The sequence below is a fragment of the Pectobacterium hainanensis genome (assembly GCF_046237015.1).
Classification (GTDB): domain Bacteria; phylum Pseudomonadota; class Gammaproteobacteria; order Enterobacterales; family Enterobacteriaceae; genus JBJYIN01.
This window is the reverse complement of the sequence record NZ_JBJYIN010000010.1, coordinates 1-20,800: the sequence shown is the minus strand read 5'-3', so window position 1 is coordinate 20,800 and position 20,800 is coordinate 1. Positions and strand designations below refer to the sequence as shown.

The 20,800-nt window shown below is 47.1% G+C and carries 19 protein-coding genes; 8 read left to right on the top strand and 11 right to left on the bottom strand.

The window, feature by feature from the left end; translation table 11 throughout:
• The first annotated feature begins 153 nt into the window (after positions 1-153).
• A complete protein-coding gene (locus tag ACKPVM_RS11715) occupies positions 154-1,839 on the top strand; it encodes an AsmA family protein (protein ID WP_409309227.1) in 1,686 nt (561 codons plus the stop codon).
• Between the two features lie 56 nt (positions 1,840-1,895).
• Here ACKPVM_RS11715 and fabY read toward each other — a convergent pair whose 3' ends face one another.
• The 4 genes from fabY to typA all read right to left on the bottom strand — a co-directional run bounded on the left by fabY (position 1,896) and on the right by typA (position 6,093).
• Entirely contained in the window at positions 1,896-2,837 is a 942-nt protein-coding gene (gene fabY / locus ACKPVM_RS11710) for a fatty acid biosynthesis protein FabY (RefSeq protein ID WP_409309226.1), read from the bottom strand.
• 69 nt (positions 2,838-2,906) lie between these two features.
• Entirely contained in the window at positions 2,907-3,344 is a 438-nt protein-coding gene (gene dtd / locus ACKPVM_RS11705; RefSeq protein WP_409309225.1) for a D-aminoacyl-tRNA deacylase, read from the bottom strand.
• A 78-nt stretch (positions 3,345-3,422) separates the two neighbouring features.
• Positions 3,423-4,034: a glucose-1-phosphatase gene (gene yihX, locus ACKPVM_RS11700; protein ID WP_409309224.1), complete on the bottom strand. Its 612-nt coding sequence runs from the start codon at positions 4,032-4,034 to the stop codon at positions 3,423-3,425.
• Between the two features lie 235 nt (positions 4,035-4,269).
• Positions 4,270-6,093, bottom strand: coding sequence for a ribosome-dependent GTPase TypA (gene typA, locus ACKPVM_RS11695; protein WP_409309223.1), 1,824 nt, complete (start codon positions 6,091-6,093; stop codon positions 4,270-4,272).
• 369 nt (positions 6,094-6,462) lie between these two features.
• Here typA and glnA point away from each other — a divergent pair, with 369 nt between their 5' ends.
• From glnA to ACKPVM_RS11675, 4 genes are all read left to right on the top strand, one after another.
• Positions 6,463-7,872, top strand: coding sequence for a glutamate--ammonia ligase (gene glnA / locus ACKPVM_RS11690; protein ID WP_409309222.1), 1,410 nt, complete (start codon positions 6,463-6,465; stop codon positions 7,870-7,872).
• 188 nt (positions 7,873-8,060) lie between these two features.
• A complete protein-coding gene (gene glnL / locus ACKPVM_RS11685) occupies positions 8,061-9,110 on the top strand; it encodes a nitrogen regulation protein NR(II) (RefSeq protein WP_409309221.1) in 1,050 nt (349 codons plus the stop codon).
• 8 nt (positions 9,111-9,118) lie between these two features.
• Positions 9,119-10,531, top strand: a complete 1,413-nt coding sequence (gene glnG, locus ACKPVM_RS11680) for a nitrogen regulation protein NR(I) (RefSeq protein ID WP_409309220.1) — start codon at positions 9,119-9,121, stop codon at positions 10,529-10,531.
• Positions 10,532-10,708: 177 nt separating this feature from the next.
• Complete coding sequence (locus tag ACKPVM_RS11675) at positions 10,709-10,831, top strand: YshB family small membrane protein (RefSeq protein WP_409309219.1); 123 nt, start codon at positions 10,709-10,711, stop codon at positions 10,829-10,831.
• Positions 10,832-10,888: 57 nt separating this feature from the next.
• On the opposite strand, the gene hemN is transcribed toward ACKPVM_RS11675, so the two are convergent.
• Positions 10,889-12,262, bottom strand: a complete 1,374-nt coding sequence (hemN, locus tag ACKPVM_RS11670; RefSeq protein ID WP_409309218.1) for an oxygen-independent coproporphyrinogen III oxidase — start codon at positions 12,260-12,262, stop codon at positions 10,889-10,891.
• 232 nt (positions 12,263-12,494) lie between these two features.
• The gene (gene yihI, locus ACKPVM_RS11665) at positions 12,495-13,028 is read right to left on the bottom strand and encodes a Der GTPase-activating protein YihI (RefSeq protein WP_409309217.1); all 534 of its coding nucleotides are present in this window, start codon (positions 13,026-13,028) and stop codon (positions 12,495-12,497) included.
• A 265-nt stretch (positions 13,029-13,293) separates the two neighbouring features.
• Between yihI and yihA the strand changes: the two genes are divergently transcribed.
• Positions 13,294-13,929: a ribosome biogenesis GTP-binding protein YihA/YsxC gene (yihA, locus tag ACKPVM_RS11660; protein WP_409309216.1), complete on the top strand. Its 636-nt coding sequence runs from the start codon at positions 13,294-13,296 to the stop codon at positions 13,927-13,929.
• 206 nt (positions 13,930-14,135) lie between these two features.
• Here the strand turns inward: yihA and spfP are convergent, their stop codons facing one another.
• The 5 genes from spfP to ACKPVM_RS11640 form a co-directional block, all read right to left on the bottom strand.
• Positions 14,136-14,183, bottom strand: a complete 48-nt coding sequence (gene spfP / locus ACKPVM_RS20605) for a small protein SpfP (protein WP_071892919.1) — start codon at positions 14,181-14,183, stop codon at positions 14,136-14,138.
• Between the two features lie 163 nt (positions 14,184-14,346).
• Complete coding sequence (gene polA / locus ACKPVM_RS11655; protein ID WP_409309215.1) at positions 14,347-17,139, bottom strand: DNA polymerase I; 2,793 nt, start codon at positions 17,137-17,139, stop codon at positions 14,347-14,349.
• A gap of 377 nt (positions 17,140-17,516) precedes the next feature.
• Entirely contained in the window at positions 17,517-18,140 is a 624-nt protein-coding gene (gene dsbA / locus ACKPVM_RS11650; RefSeq protein ID WP_409309214.1) for a thiol:disulfide interchange protein DsbA, read from the bottom strand.
• 24 nt (positions 18,141-18,164) lie between these two features.
• A complete protein-coding gene (locus ACKPVM_RS11645) occupies positions 18,165-19,151 on the bottom strand; it encodes a serine/threonine protein kinase (protein ID WP_409309213.1) in 987 nt (328 codons plus the stop codon).
• Positions 19,152-19,224: 73 nt separating this feature from the next.
• The gene (locus ACKPVM_RS11640) at positions 19,225-19,494 is read right to left on the bottom strand and encodes a YihD family protein (RefSeq protein ID WP_409309212.1); all 270 of its coding nucleotides are present in this window, start codon (positions 19,492-19,494) and stop codon (positions 19,225-19,227) included.
• 123 nt (positions 19,495-19,617) lie between these two features.
• Between ACKPVM_RS11640 and mobA the strand changes: the two genes are divergently transcribed.
• Positions 19,618-20,190: a molybdenum cofactor guanylyltransferase MobA gene (mobA, locus tag ACKPVM_RS11635; protein WP_409309211.1), complete on the top strand. Its 573-nt coding sequence runs from the start codon at positions 19,618-19,620 to the stop codon at positions 20,188-20,190.
• Positions 20,183-20,707, top strand: a complete 525-nt coding sequence (gene mobB, locus ACKPVM_RS11630; RefSeq protein WP_409309210.1) for a molybdopterin-guanine dinucleotide biosynthesis protein MobB — start codon at positions 20,183-20,185, stop codon at positions 20,705-20,707. The genes mobA and mobB overlap by 8 nt, the downstream gene beginning before the upstream one ends.
• Positions 20,708-20,800 lie beyond the last annotated feature (93 nt).

The following is a 20,800-nucleotide window of genomic DNA, read 5'->3' as shown; positions in this document are numbered from 1 at the left end:
CGCCAATCCGTGCTGTTCAACACAAATAAAAGCGACGCGTGATGCAACACGGGTCGCTTTTTACTGTCTGTACCTGCATTATCTATTGAGCCTTATAGGCAATTGCGGCATAAATTCACTATCCTTGACGATTGGCATGGACGGACAGAGACGATGAAATTTCTCGGGAAATTGTTGCTGACGCTACTCCTGCTGGCATTACTGGCATTGGTGATAGTGTATGTATTACTGCAAACTGCATGGGCAGCCAGTTGGGTCTGCAATTGGGTGAACCAGAATACAAACTATCAGCTTTCATTAGGTAAAATCAGTCACGACTGGTCCTCACCCGCTCATATTCAGTTGAAAGACGTCACGTTTGGTCATAAGGATCAGCCACCGACGCTTTCTGTTCCCACGATTTCTGCAGGACTCAGCGTGCGTCAGATCACCGAGCCACGTCACTTTTCCAGTCTGGAGCTAGAAGGCGGCACGCTGAATTTATCCTCTACGCCAGTCACACTCCCTATCGAAGCTGATGTTTTACAATTACGGTCGATGGCATTACAAGCACAAGATGGTGATTGGAACCTGAACGGTCAGGCTATCAACGGCGGCATCATGCCATGGCAGCCAGAAGCCGGTTATTTACTGGGTAAACAGGGCCGTTTCCAACTCAGCGCCCGCTCAATGCGGCTTAATGATATTCCCGCGAGTCAGGTATTGATGCAGGGGGAAATTAACGATCGCCAGCTTACGCTGAGTAATTTTGGCGCCGATGTTGCGCAGGGCCAGCTCACGGGTAACGCCAGTCGTCATGATGATGGCAGTTGGCAAATTGGTCATTTACGACTCAGCAACGTTCGCCTTCAGACACCACGATCTATCGCTGATTTCTGGGAGCCAGTAACGGCAATTCCGTCCGTGGCGGTCAACCGTTTTGATTTGATTGATGCTCGAATTGAAGGCCCTGGTTGGGCGTTTATCGACCTTGACGTCACACTCCAAAACGTCACGTTTAAAAAAGGCGATTGGGAAAGTGAAGACGGAGAGCTGTCTTTTAATGCTACCGATATTGTCAACGGCAGCATGCATTTTATCGATCCCATCGTGAATCTCACCCTGTCCCCAAACGGGGTGGATATCAAACAGTTCACCACCCGCTGGGAAGGCGGTCTGCTGCGTACCAACGGCAACTGGCAACGTAGCAATCACCGTCTGTTATTGCGTGAATTTGTTGTCGCAGGAATGGAATACACATTACCGGGCGATTGGCGTCAACGTTGGCAAACGTCGCTACCAGACTGGTTGTCTGAGGTAAAGCTGCAAAAGTTCACCGCGAATCGTAATTTGCTCATTGATATCAACCCAGATTTCCCTTTCCAGCTCACCGCATTGGACGGCTACGGCAGTAATTTGCTGCTGGCGCGTAACCATGAATGGGGCGTGTGGGAGGGCAGTCTGAATCTGAACGCCAGCGATGCAACGTTCAATAAAGTGGATATCCGACGCCCCTCGCTGGCGTTAACGGCTAACGATAGCCAAATTGCTATCACCGATCTCAGCACATTCACGCAAACCGGCCTACTAGAAGCGAAGGCGACCATCAGCCAACAACCTGATCGCCGGTTTTCATTTACGATGAATGGACGAGCGGTTCAAATGGATATACTGACACGCTGGGGATGGCCGGCCGCATCAACCCCTTCCGGCAACGTCAACCTACAGCTACAACTTAATGGACAGCTCACCGCCAGTACACCATTAAAGCCAACACTCAGCGGTTCATTGCAAGGTGTTGACAACAATGGGCAACCCATCGATCAGCAAATACATCAGGGCGCATTGACGACACCATAGCGTTCATCATGGTGAAGGGATTACGATGACGACATTACGGTGATAGCGTTGTGCTATCACCGTATTTCTGACCCACCTTGTTCCAGCGGATCTTCTGGCTGCGCGGGCAGTACAATATAAACGCCCTCGAATAACGCGCCTTTTTCATCATCTCCGAATAATTCCACATTGAGCTGCACTCTGGCCTTTTTCCCACGGGCCAGGCGATCCAAATCACCACTGAGCGATCCCAGATCGGCAACCGCACTTGGCCTACCCGTTACCGGTGTGCTGTAACGAATATGTGCATCAACCAAAATAATCGTGCCGCCTAAATGCCTTTCACGCAGCAACAGCCAAATCAATCCCCATCCAGTTAACGTCGCAAGTGAAAAGAGGCTACCAGCAAATAACGTATGATGAGGGTTCTGATTACCCGTTTCCGGCATCGTCGTGATAAATTTCTGCCCGGTATACTGACTAATTCGCACACCCATTTTTTCACTTAGCGGAATATGTTCATACCAGGCTTGCTGCAACTGACCACACCAATCTGGGCGATGTAAAATATCATCCAATGTGACCACTGGTTTAATCATCAGAAAATGTCTTACCGGTGTTGTCTGCGGCGCGGTAATCTCCCCCTGATTGGTAAAACCCAGCTTAGCAAAAAAATCGATGGCATCTTCACGAGCACTACACACGACCCGCTTTACGCCTTCCTGTCGCGCAACAGATTCCAGCGTCATAGCCAACAAGGTTCCCAATCCTTTTCCACGCACATCAGGGTGTACCGCTAAAAAACGAATTGCCGCCTCATTATCAGCATTGATGGAAAGGCGTCCAATCGCGACCAGTCTCCCCTGCACATCAACGACCGTTTGATGATGAGCCAACGCATCATAAGCATCACGCTCAGAGCCCAGCGGCTGATGCAGAGGTTTACGCAGCATCTCCCAGCGGAATTGATAGTACGCATCAAGTTCTTCAGCGCTTTCAGGTACTCTTAGGTGATACATAGATTTTCCCCCGTGAAAACGATCTTCATTAAAACCGTTCTCATAAAAATTTGAACGCATCAAAAGGCGTCATACCTGTAACCAAAACGTCACCGGACCATCGTTAACCAATGCCACTTTCATGTCTGCGGCAAATCGTCCCGTTTCCGTCGTCATTTCGCGTTTACGGCACTGTTCGACGAAATACTGATAAAGACGGTCAGCCTCAGCAGGTTCCGCACCGCGAGAAAAACTGGGGCGCATTCCTTTTTGGGTATCCGCCACCAGTGTGAACTGCGATACCACCAGCACACTGCCACCAACCTGGCTGACATTAAGGTTCATTTTGTCATTATCATCACTAAATAGCCGGTAACCCAAAACACGCTCACAAAGGCGCTCTGCCTTTCTTTCATCGTCGCCTTGTTCAACGCCCAGCAATACCAACAACCCCTTCCCGATTTCACCAACCACCTCATGGCCTACCGTAACACTGGCGCTGGAAACTCGCTGAATTAACGCGATCATTGACTCTCTTCACTCCTGTTTTTCAAAAAATTGGCAGGGTTTACCTTAGCAATAAAGGGTAAACCCGATAAAAAAGGCTTATGGACAGGCGATCGCAGGCTGTGTAGAAAAAAAGTCAGGAACAACGTGGCGGTCAGTCACTAAAATACTGTGAATCCCCAGTGACTGAGCGGCAGCGACATTAGCTGCGTTATCATCAAAGAAAATCGTTTGTTCTGGTGCCACGCCTTCCTGCATCAGCACATGCTGATAGATCGCGACTTCAGGTTTACGTAACCCGATATCCTGTGAGAGGTAAAGGCGATCGGCCGCCTCCTCTACTTCAGGATACAAAACGGGCCAGTGACCACAGTGTAAACGGTTAGTATTAGAAAGAATGACGACGCGATGCCCATCGTTGCGCAATTGGTTCATGATCGCGATAACCTCTGGGCGCAGTGCGACAAAAATAGCTTGCCATCCCGCAGAAAATTGCTCAAAACTCAACGAGATCCCCATTTCATGACACAACGCTGTCGCAAACGCTTCATCACTGATTTCACCGCGCTCATGCTGTTCAAAGGGTTCCCCCATGGCAAAACGCTCTTTCAACGTCGCCAGCGGTGTACTACTGAGTTTGCTCCAGACGCCTAACACCCGGTTGAAATCAATATCGATGACGACGTCGCCTAAATCAAAGATATAAAGCATGGTCCTTCCTCCTGATGTAACCGTTGGTTTTTCACTGTAGCGGGAAATTGCAATGCTGAACAGGGAGGACCGACAGGAAAAAGTGAAAGTAGGAATACCACGCAAAACGGTAGAGAAAAACAAAAAAGTTGGGCACGTTTTTGCGACGCTACTCGCAAACTGATGAGTACGAATACAAAAAAATAAAAAAGGCACCCGAAGATGCCTTTTTACATAAAGCGGGGCTTGATAAAAATTAGCCTTCTTTAGGTCCGCGATTCGCACGCTTACGATCGTTTTCCGTCAGATGACGTTTACGAATACGAATAGACGTTGGTGTCACTTCAACCAGTTCATCATCATCAATGAACTCCAGCGCTTGTTCCAGAGACATTTTGATCGCCGGAACTAGCGTGGTGGCTTCATCCGTACCAGACGCACGCATGTTGGTCAGTTTCTTACCGGTCAGGCAGTTTACTGTCAGATCGTTAGAGCGAGAATGAATACCGATAATCTGGCCTTCATATACTTCCGCACCGTGACCGAGGAACAATTTACCGCGATCTTGCAGACTGAACAGCGCAAACGCGACCGCTTTCCCCTGACCGTTAGAGATCAACACACCGTTTTGGCGCTGGCCGATTTCGCCTGGACGCACATCATCGTAGTGGCTGAAAGTGGAATACAGCAGACCCGTACCGGACGTCATCGTCATAAACTCGGTACGGAAACCGATCAAACCACGAGCGGGGATCAGGTAATCCAAACGGATACGCCCTTTTCCATCAGGGATCATGTCCTTAACATCACCCTTGCGCTCACCCATGGCCTGCATGACTGCGCCCTGATGTTGTTCTTCAATATCCAGGGTCACGTTTTCGAATGGCTCTTGCATACGGCCATCGATTTTACGGTTGATAACTTTAGGACGGGAAACCGCCAGTTCGAAACCTTCACGACGCATATTTTCAATCAGCACGGACAGGTGAAGTTCACCACGGCCTGACACGCGAAATGCATCCGCATCTTCGGTTTCTTCAACACGCAACGCAACGTTATGTACCAACTCTTTATTCAGACGTTCCAGAATCTGACGAGAGGTCACATATTTACCTTCTTTACCACAGAACGGAGAGGTGTTGACGTTGAAGTACATCGTGACCGTTGGTTCATCAACAGACAATGCAGGCAAAGCTTCAACCGCGGTCACATCACAAACGGTATCGGAGATATTGAGCTCTCCCAGACCCGTGATCGCGATGATATCGCCAGCTTCAGCAACGGGTGCTTCAATGCGCTCCAGCCCCATATGGGTCAGAACTTTACCCACTCGACCATTGCGGGTTTTACCTTCGCTATCGATGATAGTGATCGGCTGATTCGGTTTCACACGACCACGTTTGATACGGCCCACCCCAATAACACCAACATAGTTGTTATAGTCTAACTGGGAGATTTGCATCTGGAATGGCGCTTCAAGTTCTACTTTCGGAGCCGAAACATGATCGACGATAGCCTGATACAACGGAGTCATATCTTCCGCCATATCATTGTGATCGTTACCGGCAATCCCCATCAATGCGGAGGCATAAATGATCGGGAAATCCAGTTGTTCATCCGTCGCATCCAGATTAACAAACAGATCGAATACCTGATCAACAACCCAGTCAGGGCGAGCGCCGGGGCGGTCAACCTTGTTGATCACCACAATTGGCTTCAGACCATTGGCAAACGCTTTTTTAGTCACGAAACGGGTCTGCGGCATCGGACCATCCATTGCGTCAACGACTAACAGCACCGAGTCAACCATCGACATAACACGTTCAACCTCGCCGCCAAAATCGGCGTGTCCCGGGGTATCCACGATGTTAATGCGATAGTCTTTCCAATTAATGGCAGTATTTTTGGCGAGGATGGTAATTCCACGCTCTCTCTCCAAATCGTTGGAGTCCATTACACGTTCGGTTGCTTCAGTACGTTCTCCGAAAGTTCCGGATTGTTGCAACAACTTATCAACCAGGGTCGTTTTCCCATGGTCAACGTGCGCAATAATGGCGATGTTACGCAAATTTTCGATCACAGCTTTGCCTCAGGCATTTTAGAAATAGCGCGCTATTGTACACGTATTAATCGAGGGACTAAACAAGATCACAAGCATCTATGATAAACAACCCATTGCTGCCTGCTTTGTGATCCCTTTCACGGTGCAAAAACGCGACAAGTGTGAAGCAATGCACCAAATAAGTGCATAACTTCACCCAATAAGCACCATTTTGGTGCTATAAACTATAATGGTGCAGTCGTATTCAGGCAGAAAGCCCCGACGTGCAGCACATTACACATATTTAAAAAGTTGGCACACTTTTAGCTTTAGTCTACGCACGGTAACAACATCAATCCACAATGATATTCGTTCCACGACGAAAAACGACAATCGGGAGAACCAAGTATGTCCGCAGAACATGTTTTGACGATGCTGAATGAACATGAAGTGAAGTTTGTTGATTTGCGCTTCACCGATACCAAAGGCAAAGAACAACACATCACGATTCCGGCTCATCAAGTTAATGCTGACTTTTTTGAAGAAGGTAAAATGTTTGATGGTTCCTCGATTGGCGGCTGGAAAGGCATTAACGAATCCGACATGGTTCTGATGCCGGATACCAGCACGGCAGTTATCGACCCATTCTTTGAAGAGTCAACGCTAATCATTCGTTGCGATATTTTAGAACCAGGCACGATGCAAGGTTATGATCGCGATCCACGTTCTATTTCTAAACGTGCTGAAGATTTCCTGCGCGCCTCCGGCATTGCCGATACCGTCCTGTTCGGGCCAGAGCCAGAATTCTTCCTGTTCGATGATATCCGTTTCGGCAGCAGCATCTCTGGTTCTCACGTTGCCATTGATGATATCGAAGGTGCTTGGAACTCCAGCACGAAATACGAAGGCGGTAACAAGGGCCACCGCCCTGGCGTGAAAGGCGGCTACTTCCCTGTACCTCCGGTCGATTCCTCTCAGGACATGCGTTCAACGATGTGTCTGACCATGGAAGAAATGGGTTTAGTGGTCGAAGCGCATCACCATGAAGTTGCTACCGCAGGTCAGAACGAAGTGGCAACCCGCTTCAATACCATGACCAAAAAAGCGGACGAAATTCAGATTTACAAATATGTCGTGCACAACGTTGCTCATGCATTTGGCAAAACGGCGACCTTCATGCCAAAACCTATGTTTGGTGACAACGGCTCTGGCATGCACTGCCATATGTCTTTAGCTAAAAATGGAACCAACCTGTTCGCTGGTGACAAATACGGCGGCCTGTCTGAAACAGCGTTGTATTACATCGGCGGGGTGATTAAACATGCTAAAGCCATCAACGCCCTCGCTAACCCAACCACCAACTCTTACAAGCGTCTGGTTCCAGGGTATGAAGCACCGGTTATGTTGGCTTACTCGGCTCGCAACCGTTCTGCATCTATCCGTATTCCGGTTGTTGCCAGTGCGAAAGCGCGTCGTATCGAGGTTCGCTTCCCGGATCCGGCAGCTAACCCTTACCTGTGTTTCGCTGCATTGTTAATGGCTGGTCTGGATGGCGTGATCAACAAAATTCATCCTGGCGATGCAATGGATAAGAACCTGTACGATCTGCCGCCGGAAGAAGCCAAAGAAATTCCACAGGTGGCTGGTTCGCTGGAAGAAGCGCTGAATGCATTGGATGCGGATCGTGAATTCCTGACCCGTGGCGGTGTATTCACTGATGATACCATTGATGCTTACATCGAACTGCGTAAATCAGAGAATGACCGTGTTCGCATGACGCCACACCCGGTTGAGTTCGAACTGTACTACAGTGTGTAATGATATCTGCTTCGATAAGGTTAGGTGTGCTGATACCCAACCTTGATCGATGATTAACAGAATGCTAAGACGTTTTTGGTTTTGTTTTTGTTGCCGTGGAAACTTTTCAGCCCATCTTATGATGGGCTTTTTTCTCCACGGGTGTTGAAGTTACTACTGTGCGCTCATAGAGTGCGGGAGTCTGCGTTATGGCAACAGGCACGCTGCCCGATGCTGGGCAGATCCTCAATTCTTTAATAAACAGCATATTATTGCTGGATAACCATCTGGCGATTCATTACTCCAATCCAGCAGCACAACAATTATTGGCACAAAGCTCACGTAAATTATCAGGTACGCCTTTACCTGACCTGCTGGGATATTTTTCTCTGAATATAGACTTAATGCGCGAAAGTCTGGATTCAGGGCAAGGTTTTACAGACAACGAAGTGACCATCGTCGTCGATGGTAAAGCGCATATTATGTCTCTCACGGCACAACGCGTGCAGGATGACTTTATTCTGCTGGAAATGGCGCCAATGGATAACCAACGCCGCCTCAGCCAGGAACAGCTTCAACAAGCTCAACAACAGGCAGCCCGGGATTTAGTCAGGGGATTAGCACACGAGATAAAAAACCCACTGGGTGGATTACGAGGGGCAGCACAACTGCTTTCCAAAGCACTCCCCGACCCGGCACTAACCGAATATACCAAAGTGATCATTGAGCAGGCGGACCGCTTGCGTAATTTGGTCGATCGTCTACTCGGCCCGCAGCAGCCCGGTCTACACGTTACACAGAGCATTCATCAGGTTGCCGAACGTGTTTGTCAGCTCGTGTCGCTGGAAAAACCAGATAATGTGACGCTGGTGAAAGATTATGATCCCAGCCTGCCAGAGTTGATCCACGACCCCGATCAGGTTGAGCAAGTGCTACTAAATATTACCCGTAATGCGCTACAGGCTCTGGGTCAGGAAGGCGGCACGATTACGATACGTACCCGCACTGCGTTCCAACTCACATTGCACGGCGTGCGTTATCGTCTTGCTGCACGTATTGATATTGAGGATGACGGCCCAGGCGTACCGGCCCAACTACAGGATACGTTGTTTTATCCGATGGTCAGTGGTCGGGAAGGGGGAACTGGATTAGGGTTGTCTATCGCGCGCAGTCTGATTGATCAACATTCCGGTAAAATTGAATTTAACAGTTGGCCAGGACATACCGAATTTTCGGTTTACCTGCCCATTCGCCAGTGAGGTTCACAATGCAACGAGGGATAGTCTGGATTGTCGACGACGATAGCTCCATCCGTTGGGTGCTCGAACGTGCGCTCACTGGTGCGGGCCTAACCTGTGCTACATTTGATAACGGAAACCAGGCGCTGCATGCATTGGCGACACAAACGCCCGATGTATTGCTGTCCGACATTCGCATGCCCGGTATGGATGGGCTGGCATTGCTACAGCAAATAAAGCAGCGCCATCCGATGCTACCCGTCATCATCATGACCGCGCATTCCGATTTAGATGCCGCCGTCAGCGCTTATCAACAAGGCGCTTTTGATTATCTACCTAAACCGTTTGATATTGATGAAGCGGTCGCGCTGGTAGAGAGAGCGATCAGCCATTATCTCGAGCAACAACAGCCGGTTCGTAATCAGCCGATCAGCGGCCCAACAACGGATATCATCGGTGAAGCGCCTGCCATGCAGGACGTATTTCGCATCATTGGGCGCTTATCGCGTTCATCGATCAGCGTACTGATTAATGGTGAATCCGGCACCGGTAAAGAGTTGGTTGCCCATGCGCTGCATCGGCATAGCCCACGCGCTAAAGCACCCTTTATTGCGTTGAATATGGCGGCCATTCCAAAAGATTTAATTGAATCAGAATTATTTGGTCATGAAAAAGGCGCATTCACTGGCGCAAATCAAATTCGGCAAGGCCGCTTTGAACAGGCTGATGGCGGTACGCTGTTTCTGGACGAAATTGGCGATATGCCGCTGGATGTGCAAACACGTTTATTGCGCGTATTAGCCGATGGTCAATTTTACCGTGTTGGTGGCTATGCAGCGGTGAAAGTGGATGTACGAATCATTGCCGCAACACACCAGAATCTCGAGTTACGGGTTCAGGAGGGTCGGTTCCGAGAAGATCTCTTCCACCGTTTGAATGTTATCCGCGTTCATCTGCCACCACTGCGTGAGCGCCGCGAAGATATTCCCCGTCTGGCTCAGTATTTCTTACAAGCGACGGCGAAAGAGTTGGGTGTCGAACCCAAAAACCTGCATCCGGAAACAGAAACGGCGCTGACTCGTCTACCCTGGCCAGGCAACGTGCGCCAATTGGAGAATACCTGTCGCTGGTTGACGGTCATGGCGGCGGGTCAGGAAGTCCTGATTCAGGATTTACCACCAGAGCTGTTTGAAACCACCGCACCGGATTCCACCGTGCATATACTACCTGACAGTTGGGCAACATTGCTGGCACAGTGGGCCGATCGTGCTCTGCGTTCCGGTCATCAAAATTTGCTGTCAGAAGCACAACCTGAAATGGAAAGAACATTGCTAACGACGGCATTACGACATACTCAAGGGCATAAACAGGAAGCCGCTCGCTTATTAGGATGGGGAAGAAATACCCTGACACGTAAACTAAAAGAGCTGGGAATGGAGTAACATACATTGCGCATTTATTGCGCAATTGTTAGTTTAATATTTACACACTGACATCATCTATTCATCGACGAAAAGTGGTGTTAAAAAATACAATCTGGCGCACGAAATTGTCATAAATTTGTCCTTTACTTGACCCGAGTCAGCAGTATGATCGTGTCGCTGATCCGGGAGGCTAACATGTTTGACTCATTAATTTCTGTAGTGACGCACAGCGCTGAAATAGGTTCCGCTGCGAGCCACTCACCGCAAACAGCGATTGCCGCTGTTTTGTGTGCCGCACTGATTAACTTCTTTAGTTGATCATAAAAAACACGAGGACAGCCAGCCGACATCAACATCAGCTGGCTGTTTTTTTGGCTAAATCACGCGGGAAAACTGCTGGGTCCTGATTTTGTTACGCAGATAGACGTCAAAACACATGCAGATATTGCGAATCAGCAAACGTCCTTTAGGTGTCACCACCAGTCCATCTTCCAAGCTATCAACCAACCCATCGGCCACCAGCGGAGCCAGCAATGCTAAATCTTGCTCAAAGTAGGTTTTAAAATCGATCGCATATTCCGCTTCAATGGACGCATAGCTAAGCTGGAAATTACAAATTAGTGTCTTAATCACATCGCGACGAAGGCAATCATCACGAGTCAGTTGTAGCCCGCGCCACAGCGCATTCCCGGAGTCTTTGACCTGCGCATAATAGTGCTTCAGCTCTTTTTGATTCTGAGCATAACTATCACCGATCATACTAATCGCCGAAACGCCCATTCCAAGCAGATCGCTGTTTCCCTGAGTGGTATATCCCTGAAAATTACGATGCAACTTCCCTTCCCGCTGCGCAATAGCCAGTTCATCATCCGGTCGTGCGAAATGGTCCATACCGATAAACTGGTAACCAGATTGAGTCAGAGACCCGATCGTTTGCTGTAAAATCTCCAGTTTCTGTTCTGCATCCGGTAAATCAGCTTCTTTGATTTTTCGCTGCGCCGCAAACAGGCTGGGTAAATGCGCATAGTTAAAAACGCTCAGACGATGCGGGCTTAGCTCAGCGACTCGTTGCAATGTAAAGGCGAAACTCTCCGGCGTTTGCTTTGGCAAACCATAAATCAGATCAATATTCGTGGATGTAAAACCCAATGCTTTTGCGCGTTCGATCAGCGCGAAAATAAAATCTTCATCCTGCTCGCGGTTTACCAGCTTCTGCACTTCTTTATTGAAATCCTGCACCCCCATGCTCAGACGATTAAATCCTTCGGCACGCAGATGATCGAGCACGTCCAATTCAATCTCACGCGGATCAACTTCAAGTGACAACTCAGCATCATCAGAGAATGAAAATACGTCACGCAGCAACGTCATCAGGCGGGTAATCTGCACCTTATTCAAATAGGTTGGTGTTCCTCCCCCCCAATGCAGTTGGGTTACGGTGCGCTCAGAAAACAGCGGTGCTCGCTGACGAATTTCCTTCTCCAATACGTCAAGGTACTCATCCGCTTTATGCTGTTGACGCGTAACCAGCTTATTGCAGCCGCAGAAATAGCATAGCCGGTGGCAAAACGGGATGTGGATATACAATGAAAGTGGACGTTGTGGATAACGGGCGATTGCCTGCAAAAAAGCGGGCTCATCAAACTGTTCACTAAATTCTAATGCGGTGGGATATGACGTATAACGCGGCCCAGAATAATTATATTTTTGAATCAGGGCTAAATCCCAATCCACGGTCTGTACGGACATTTTGCTCACTCCTTCCAGTTTTTTATTAACGGGACACTCCTTTTCCCTTCCTCACAGGCCATCGCCGGCGGCGCTTTTTATTGAAACGACACGCTTCTGAAGGTGATGGCCTCTTCATTACTGTGCGATGTAATCGGTCTTTTCGTTTTGATAAAAGCCACAATTTACCTAACAGGCAAAATAGATAAGACATGACCAATAATGCCAGTAACAGAACTAGCAATTTCATTAGTTAGAAAGCATCTTTCGAGCTATTACGTTTCAGAAGCTGCAACATATCTTCCTGTTGCTCCTCTTCATCATCGTCGTCACCTAATTCAATACCAAGCTGTTCCATCAATACGTCGATACGATCCAACGTTTCATCAACCCATGATTGTTCTTTAGCACTCAATGTTTCACCATTGTCCAGACGATCCAACAAGGCATCCAGACGAGTATCGTTTTCCAACATTGCCAACTCTTCTTCCGGCGACATTGAAGACGTTGGAACGTCGTTGGCCGTAACCAAAGCCGTTGGCTTGTCCTTCTTTTTTGCAGACGCCAGCTCGCCTAATGGAACCAGTTTTTTACTACCAATACGCGGATCGGCTACTTTGCGCTGCCCATTAGCGGTATTCGATAACTCTTTTTCCTGAGCCCGGCTTCCTGCAACACGACCACGGTGTTTTTTCTGACGTTTCCTGTCACGAGCTTCACGATCCAGTTCTTCGCGAGTTTTTCTTTTGATTTTGGATTTGACTGACCCTTTAACGGATTGGCTCATAATGTTGCTCTCAGGTACACAGGTGAAGGTAATTGCGGCGGAATCTAGCAGAAAGCCCGGCAATAAAAAAGGACTCCCATCAACCGATGATGGTTTTCGTTATTTCAGACACGGGTACAGGCTATACCTATTGTGTTTCCAGGTGCAAGAGAGGTGTTTCCCTCACGTATTTTTCGTCTATGCACCAAAACAGATAAAACCGCCTTTATTGTCAGTTATAGGTATAATCGCCAACCAGACAGCGATCCAAATAGAGATAATCATTGTGACCCAGCAATATAACTACCACATGACGCATTTTGTCATCAGTGCCCCAGATATTCGCCACCTGGCGACAGACAGCGGTATCGAAGTGGCCTTTGCCGGGCGCTCTAACGCCGGAAAATCCAGCGCGCTCAATACGCTGACTAATCAAAAAAACCTGGCCCGTACGAGTAAAACACCAGGTAGAACACAGTTGATCAACATGTTTGAAGTAGCAGACGGTGTTCGTCTGGTAGATTTACCCGGTTATGGTTATGCCGAAGTGCCAGAGCAAATGAAGATCAAATGGCAACGTGCGCTCGGTGAATACCTGCAAAAGCGTAACAGCCTGAAGGGACTGGTGGTGCTAATGGATATTCGCCATCCGCTGAAAGATCTCGATCAGCAAATGATTCAGTGGGCAGTCGATGTCAAGCTTCCAGTCTTAGTGCTGCTGACCAAAGCCGATAAGCTGGCCTCTGGCGCACGTAAAGCACAGTTGAATATGGTTCGCGAGGCAGTCTTGCCATTTATGGGTGATATTCAGGTCGAAGCGTTTTCATCACTGAAAAAACTCGGCGTCGATAAACTACGGCAGAAATTGGATAGCTGGTTCAGCACGCTGGAACACGCTGAAGAAGAGCAGGAAGCGGAATAATCCTTTCGCGTGGTGCAGAGTGCTATTACTCGCATCACGTCCCTACATTCCCGCAATGCACACCCACCAGAAGCGTTCTTTTCACGTTCGAAATCGTGCTGACATCTTGCAACCAGTCGCGTAGTTGCTGCCGCTTTAAGCGGTAAAAACTTAGATAAGCACAATAAAAAACGCCCCAGTCAATAAATGACCGGGGCGGCTAATATTCAGCCAAATCCGATTACGTGAAGTAAAAGGTCTGAAAGATAGAACATCTTACCTCTGTACCCTACGTCTTTAACTCTACCTCATTTTTTCATCAGAACAAAGGATTTTTTGTTGTTTACTTTCATAAAAATTGGCGACCAATTACACAAAGCCAAACCAGGTCACATTATCTTGTTCTTTTATTACAAAAAAAGACGATCCATGTCAGACTCAATGCGCCTCATCCCAGTTCATACCTTTTCCAATATCTACCCGTAAAGGCACACTAAGTTGCATACAGCCTTCCATTAACTCTCTGATTTTATTCCTTGATTCCTCTAGCACTGAATCATGAATCTCAAAAACCAATTCATCGTGTACCTGCATGATCATATTAACAAGTGGCTTCTCTTGCTGTAACCAGTCATCAATTGCGATCATCGCCTTCTTGATGATATCAGCCGCCGTCCCCTGCATCGGAGCATTGATGGCAGCACGTTCCGCCGCTTTACGGGCTATCGCATTACGTGAATGAATATCTGGCAAATAAAGCCGACGGCCATCTAATGTCGAAACGTATCCCTGCTCGGCGGCCTGTTGACGGGTACGATCCATATATTCCTGTACGCCAGGATAACGCTCAAAATACAGGTTCATGTATTTCTGCGATTCGCTACGGGGAATATTCAACTGACGCGACAGACCAAACGCACTCATACCATATATCAGGCCAAAGTTGATGGCTTTCGCACTGCGACGCTGTTCTGAGGTCACTTTATCCACCGCAATGTCAAACACTTCTGACGCCGTTGCCCGGTGGATATCCAGCCCGTTTGCAAATGCGTTCAACAGCCCTTTATCACCCGATAGGTGCGCCATAATACGCAGTTCGATTTGGGAATAGTCCGCCGCCACAATGCTGTAGCCCTTAGGCGCGATAAATGCCTGACGAATACGGCGCCCTTCGTCATTACGAACCGGGATGTTTTGCAGATTCGGATCGCTGGAAGACAAGCGCCCGGTCGCAGTAACAGCCTGATGATAGGACGTATGCACTCGCTTCGTCGCCGGATTGATCATCAGTGGTAGCTTATCGGTGTAAGTCGATTTCAGTTTGGCCAACCCACGATACTCCAGGATCAGCTTCGGCAGAGGGTAATCCAGCGCCAGTTCAGCCAGCACTTCCTCATTGGTTGACGGCGCGCCTTTTGGCGTTTTCTTCAGAATTGGCAGCTTCTGCTTTTCATACAGAATGCCCTGTAGCTGTTTGGTTGATGAGAGATTGAACACTTCGCCCGCCAGTTCATGAGCTTGTGTTTCCAGCTCCACCAGACGGGTTGTGAGCTCTTTTGAATGTTCCGCCAAAATCGCAGGATCGATCAAAACGCCAGTACGTTCGATGCGAGATAAAACGGGTATCAATGGCATATCGATAGTCTGGAAAACCTGACACAGATCGGCATGCGGCTGAAGTTTCCCCCACAGTTTCTGGTGCAGATGCAGCGTGACATCGGCATCCTCGGCCGCATAAGGCCCTGCCTGTTCCAGTGCAATCTGATTAAACGTTAGCTGATTTTTCCCCTTACCTGCGATCTCTTCAAAGGTAATGGTTTTGTGGTTCAAATAGCGTTCGGCCAGGCTATCCATATCATGGCGACCGGCTACGCTGTCGAGCACGTAGGATTCCAACATGGTATCAAACGCGATGCCGCGTAAATCGATGCTGTACCGCTGCATCACGCCTTTATCAAATTTGAGATTCTGACCAGCCTTAAGCAGTTTCTCATCTTCCAGCAGCGGTTTGAACAAGGCCAATACCTTGTCGCGATCCAACTGTTCCGGCGCATCCAGATAGTCATGTGCCAGCGGCAAATAAGCCGCTTCACCGGGTTTAATCGCAAATGACAGGCCAATCAGGTTCGCGGTAAGCGTATCCAGCCCGTCAGTTTCCGTATCAAAAGCGAAAACCTCAGCCTGTTTTAAACGCTCAACCCAATTAAGCAGCGTTTCCTCATCAAGAATCGTGACATAACCTTCGGCAGACAGCTCAACGGCGTTGTCCTCTTCAGCAACTAGCTCAACCACCGCCTTACTCATCGCCTGAACAGGCTTGCTACTCTTTTTATTACCCTGCATCCAAGTGCCTGATTCAACATCTGACAGCCAGCGTTTAAATTCATAACGGGAAAAGAGACGATGCAACTCATCCACGTCCGGTTCATTAACGGTGAGCTGATCGCAACTCAGTTCCAGTTCAACATCCGTTTTAATGGTGGCAAGCTGGTAGGATAGGTAGGCTACTTCTTTATGCTGTTCCAGCTTTGGCGCCATGGTTTTCGCACCACGGAAAGAAAGTCCGGCAATTTTATCAAGATTGGCATACAGCGCATCCAGTCCACCAAGACCTTGCAATAGCGCCTGCGCCGTTTTTTCACCCACGCCGGGTACGCCAGGAATGTTATCCGATGCATCTCCCATCAGCGCGAGGAAATCGATAATCAATTCAGGGGGAATACCATATTTATCACACACTTCCTGTGGACCAAGAATGGTGTTATTCATGGTATTAATGAGCGTCACACTCGGCGTCACCAATTGCGCCATATCTTTATCACCGGTACTAATCAGCACCGACTTACCCGCTTTTTCCGCCTGAACAGCGAGTGTACCGATCACATCGTCCGCCTCTACGCCGGAAACGGCTAAAAGCGGTAGCCCCATCGCTTTCACCATATTATGCAAAGGTTCTATCTGTTCACGTAGATCCTCCGGCATAGGTGGTCGGTGAGCCTTATAGTTTTCGAACAGTTCATCGCGAAACGTTTTTCCTTTCGCATCGAAAACAACGGCAACATGGCTGGGCTGATATTGCAACAGCAAACTGCGTAACATATTCAGTACGCCATACATCGCCCCTGTTGGTTCCCCTGCGCTATTGGTTAACGGAGGAAATGCGTGATAAGCACGATACAAATAGGATGAACCGTCTACGAGAATGAAGGGATTTTCTGCAATCTGAACCATAGCCTGCTGTAATCTTTGTCGTCTGCCATGATGCTAAGCATGCCATAGCTGAAGGAAAGAGACGATCCTTAACACAAGGTATTCACCATTTTTGCATAGCATATCGCAAGAAAAATCTGTGGATAAGTTTGTGAGTAAAAGTAATAGCTCACTTATCAATAAGTATTGCGATAATAAGTGTCATATTTATATTCATAACATTCATACAGTTAAAGTAATTAAAATTATTATTCGTTTGCAGTAAAAAATAGTGCTTTTGTGGATATGAGTTAACCGATGACATATTGATGAAGGTAAAATATTTACCAAAGAGATAAAACACAGAGAATTAAAAGAATAGAACCACGCCAATGAAACTGGCGTGGTTTATTGACGAATTATTTCTTATCGATAAGAAACTTCACCACATCAGCATACTGTTTTACAAACGCCTCTACTGAACTGGTATCTAAGCCATCATTCTTGATCATATATTTGCCATTAACGAACATGGCTGGAACACCGCGTAATTGTAAATCAGCCGCTGCTTTTTCCTGTTGGGCAACTAATGATTTAACAACAAAGCTATTTAGCGCACCATCAAATTCTTCAGCACTCACGCCAGCATTGATAAATACCTGACGAATATCGTTGGGGTTTTGCACAGTTTGCGTTTTCTGTACTGCATCAAACATCAAAGGACTTACTTTACTTTCAACTCCCAGGGCTATAGCAACAGCCCAAGCTTGGGTCAAGTTTTTACCCAAAGGACCTAAAAAATCAACATGATAACGAGTCATTTTTGTCCCTTCCGGCAGTGCTTTTTTTACTGCTTGAGGGATATGATAAACCTGTTCAAATTGATAACAATGCGGACAATAAAATGAGAAAAATTCAAGAACCTGAGGCTCTTGCGTTGCCGGTTTATCTAATTCAACAAACTGCTTACCATTAGAAAATTCAGCCGCCGAGGCACTAAAAGATAAAACAGCACCAATCAGCGCAAGCCATAAACTTTTCATAAAATATACTCTCTCCATTTAATTTCAGTACATTGGCATGAGCTGCAAAGGGGGTTCCTGTAACAGCTTAACCTGCTCGGTAAATATTGATGTCTGTTTAAGCCAAAAATCTGCCTCTGTCATCCAAGGAAAGTTTAGAGGAAAAGCGGGATCTTCCCAACGGCGAGCAACCCAAGCCAGATAATAAACTTGCCTCATCGCACGTAGAGGTTCAATTAATGCTAGTTGCTCATCCTGAAACTCAGAAAACTCACTGTAAGCTTCTAACAAGATATCCAGCTGTATACGTTGCTCATGACGCTCTCCATGCAATAGCATCCACAGGTCCTGTATTGCTGGTCCATTCCGAGCATCATCCAAATCCACAAATAACGGGCCATCTCGCCATAAAATATTGCCTGGATGACAATCGCCATGTAAACGCAGCGAACACCAGTCTGTACGCCAATGCTCTTTAACGATATCAATGAGCCTACTGGTTGCCTGTAAAAAAACATCCCGATGTGTTTTTGGTATCAACGAACAACATTCCAATTGTTGATAAGGCTCATACAAGTACTCATTCAACCCAATGGTTGGTCGTTGTAAAAAAGAGGATTTACTGGCCGTCTGGTGGATTCTCCCCAGGAAACGACCGACCCACTCTAGCTGCTCTTCATTATCCATTTCATATTGCCGCCCACCAACACTAGGAAAAACGGCAAAATGGAAGCCATTATAAAAATGCAGACTACGTCCATTTAATATTAGCGGAGCGATAACCGGAACTTCATCTTCAGCAAGTTCATGAGCAAATTCATGTTCTTCAAGAATCTGCGCTTCTGTCCAACGCTCTGGGCGATAAAACTTCACCACGAACCGCTTCCGCTCTTCGTCAGTGAACTGATATACCCGGTTTTCATAGCTGTTTAAAGCGGTTAGACCTGAATCAACACGTAATCCGGAATCCAGCAATGCGTCCATGATTAATTCAGGGAACAACGTCTGAAAATTAAAAACTGAGCTGTTCATAGCAACCACTATCAATATATAAGGTAAAAATATGCGCTGGTCAGCATCAGGAACCTGTTACTTTTCAACGTTATCACTCTTTAATCACGCCACGCGCACGGAGTAATGCGGTCTTAAAATCTTCCTCATAGTCTTTTTTCAAACCAGGAATTACCTGATCTTTAGCTGAATCACGCATTTTCAGGTGATAAATAAGGATATCATCTGTCAGTTCATTTAACTGCCCCCCAAACCCCGCCTCATGTGCAAGTTTTTGTAAAAATTGGACAAGATTTAAATCAGGTTCTTTTTGCCAGGCAGGATGTAGCAGTTCAACCAGTTCATTAACGCGATGACATTTCATTTTTTATCCTCAGAATGTAAGTACGATACTCAAAATAACAGCCTTAGCCGTATGTGAAAAGAACTTGGTCTTCAGTAAAAATTTTTAGAAAATAACGTATGGCTTTGCTAACAAGGGAAAAAGATGATCACTGGCATCATTCTAGCGGGTGGACAATCAACACGGATGGGTGGAAACGATAAAGGATTGGTGGAACTTCAGGGGAAGCCCCTTTATCAGCACGTCCTTGAGCGTCTAAAAAATCAGGTTGATGACATTATCATTAGCGCTAATCGAAATATCTCTATCTATCAGCAAAGTGGATACAAAGTCATCCGTGATGTTGAGGAAGGCTTTGCTGGCCCATTAGCTGGCATCCTTACCGGAATGAAAGCAGCAAACTCAGAATGGGTTATCTTTGCTCCCTGTGATGTTCCAGGACTTCCATTGGATCTTGTTACACGGCTATGGAATGAGAAAGGTGATAATAATGCGGTCTATGTAACAGATGGATCCAGGGACCATCCAACGCTCTTGCTAATAAACCGAATTTTAATCGAACCGCTAACAACGTATCTTCAGAATGGCGATCGTAAATTAATGCTTTTCATTACACAAATTGGCGCTAAAGCAATTTCATTTATTGATCAACCTGATGCATTTCTTAACCTGAATTCACCGGAAGATTTATCTAACTGGCAAAAACGTTATGAATGACCTAAAACCACTCCCTTTACTTGCTATTACAGCCTATAGCGGCACGGGGAAAACAACGCTGCTAAAAGCAGTCATTCCCCTGTTAGCAAGAAATGGCATACGAGTTGGGCTAATCAAACATACCCATCATGAAATGGATGTTGATACGCCGGGTAAGGATAGTTATGAGTTGCGTAAAGCGGGCGCAAACCAAACAATCGTGGCGAGTAGTAAACGTTGGGCCCTGATGGAAGAAACGCCTGAGCAGGAAGAACCGGACCTCCTGATGCTTGCAGAAAAGATGGATGCATCAAAGCTCGATCTTATACTGGTTGAAGGTTTCAAACATGAAAAGATCGCTAAAATTGTCTTATTTCGTCAGATGGTAGGCAAAGAGCTTACTGATTTAATTGATGAACATGTCATTGCTATTGCTTCAGATAGTAAAATCGCGTCGACCAAGCTTCCACTATTAGATCTGAACCGACCTCAGGAAATCGCACAATTCATCTCTCGGTGGCTATCACAAAAAGTGTAAAAATTCCCCATGCAGCTTCTACACTAACCGGACTAAAACCCCAAACGCAAAAAAGCCCCATGCTTTCACATGAGGCTTCTTCACTTATTTAAT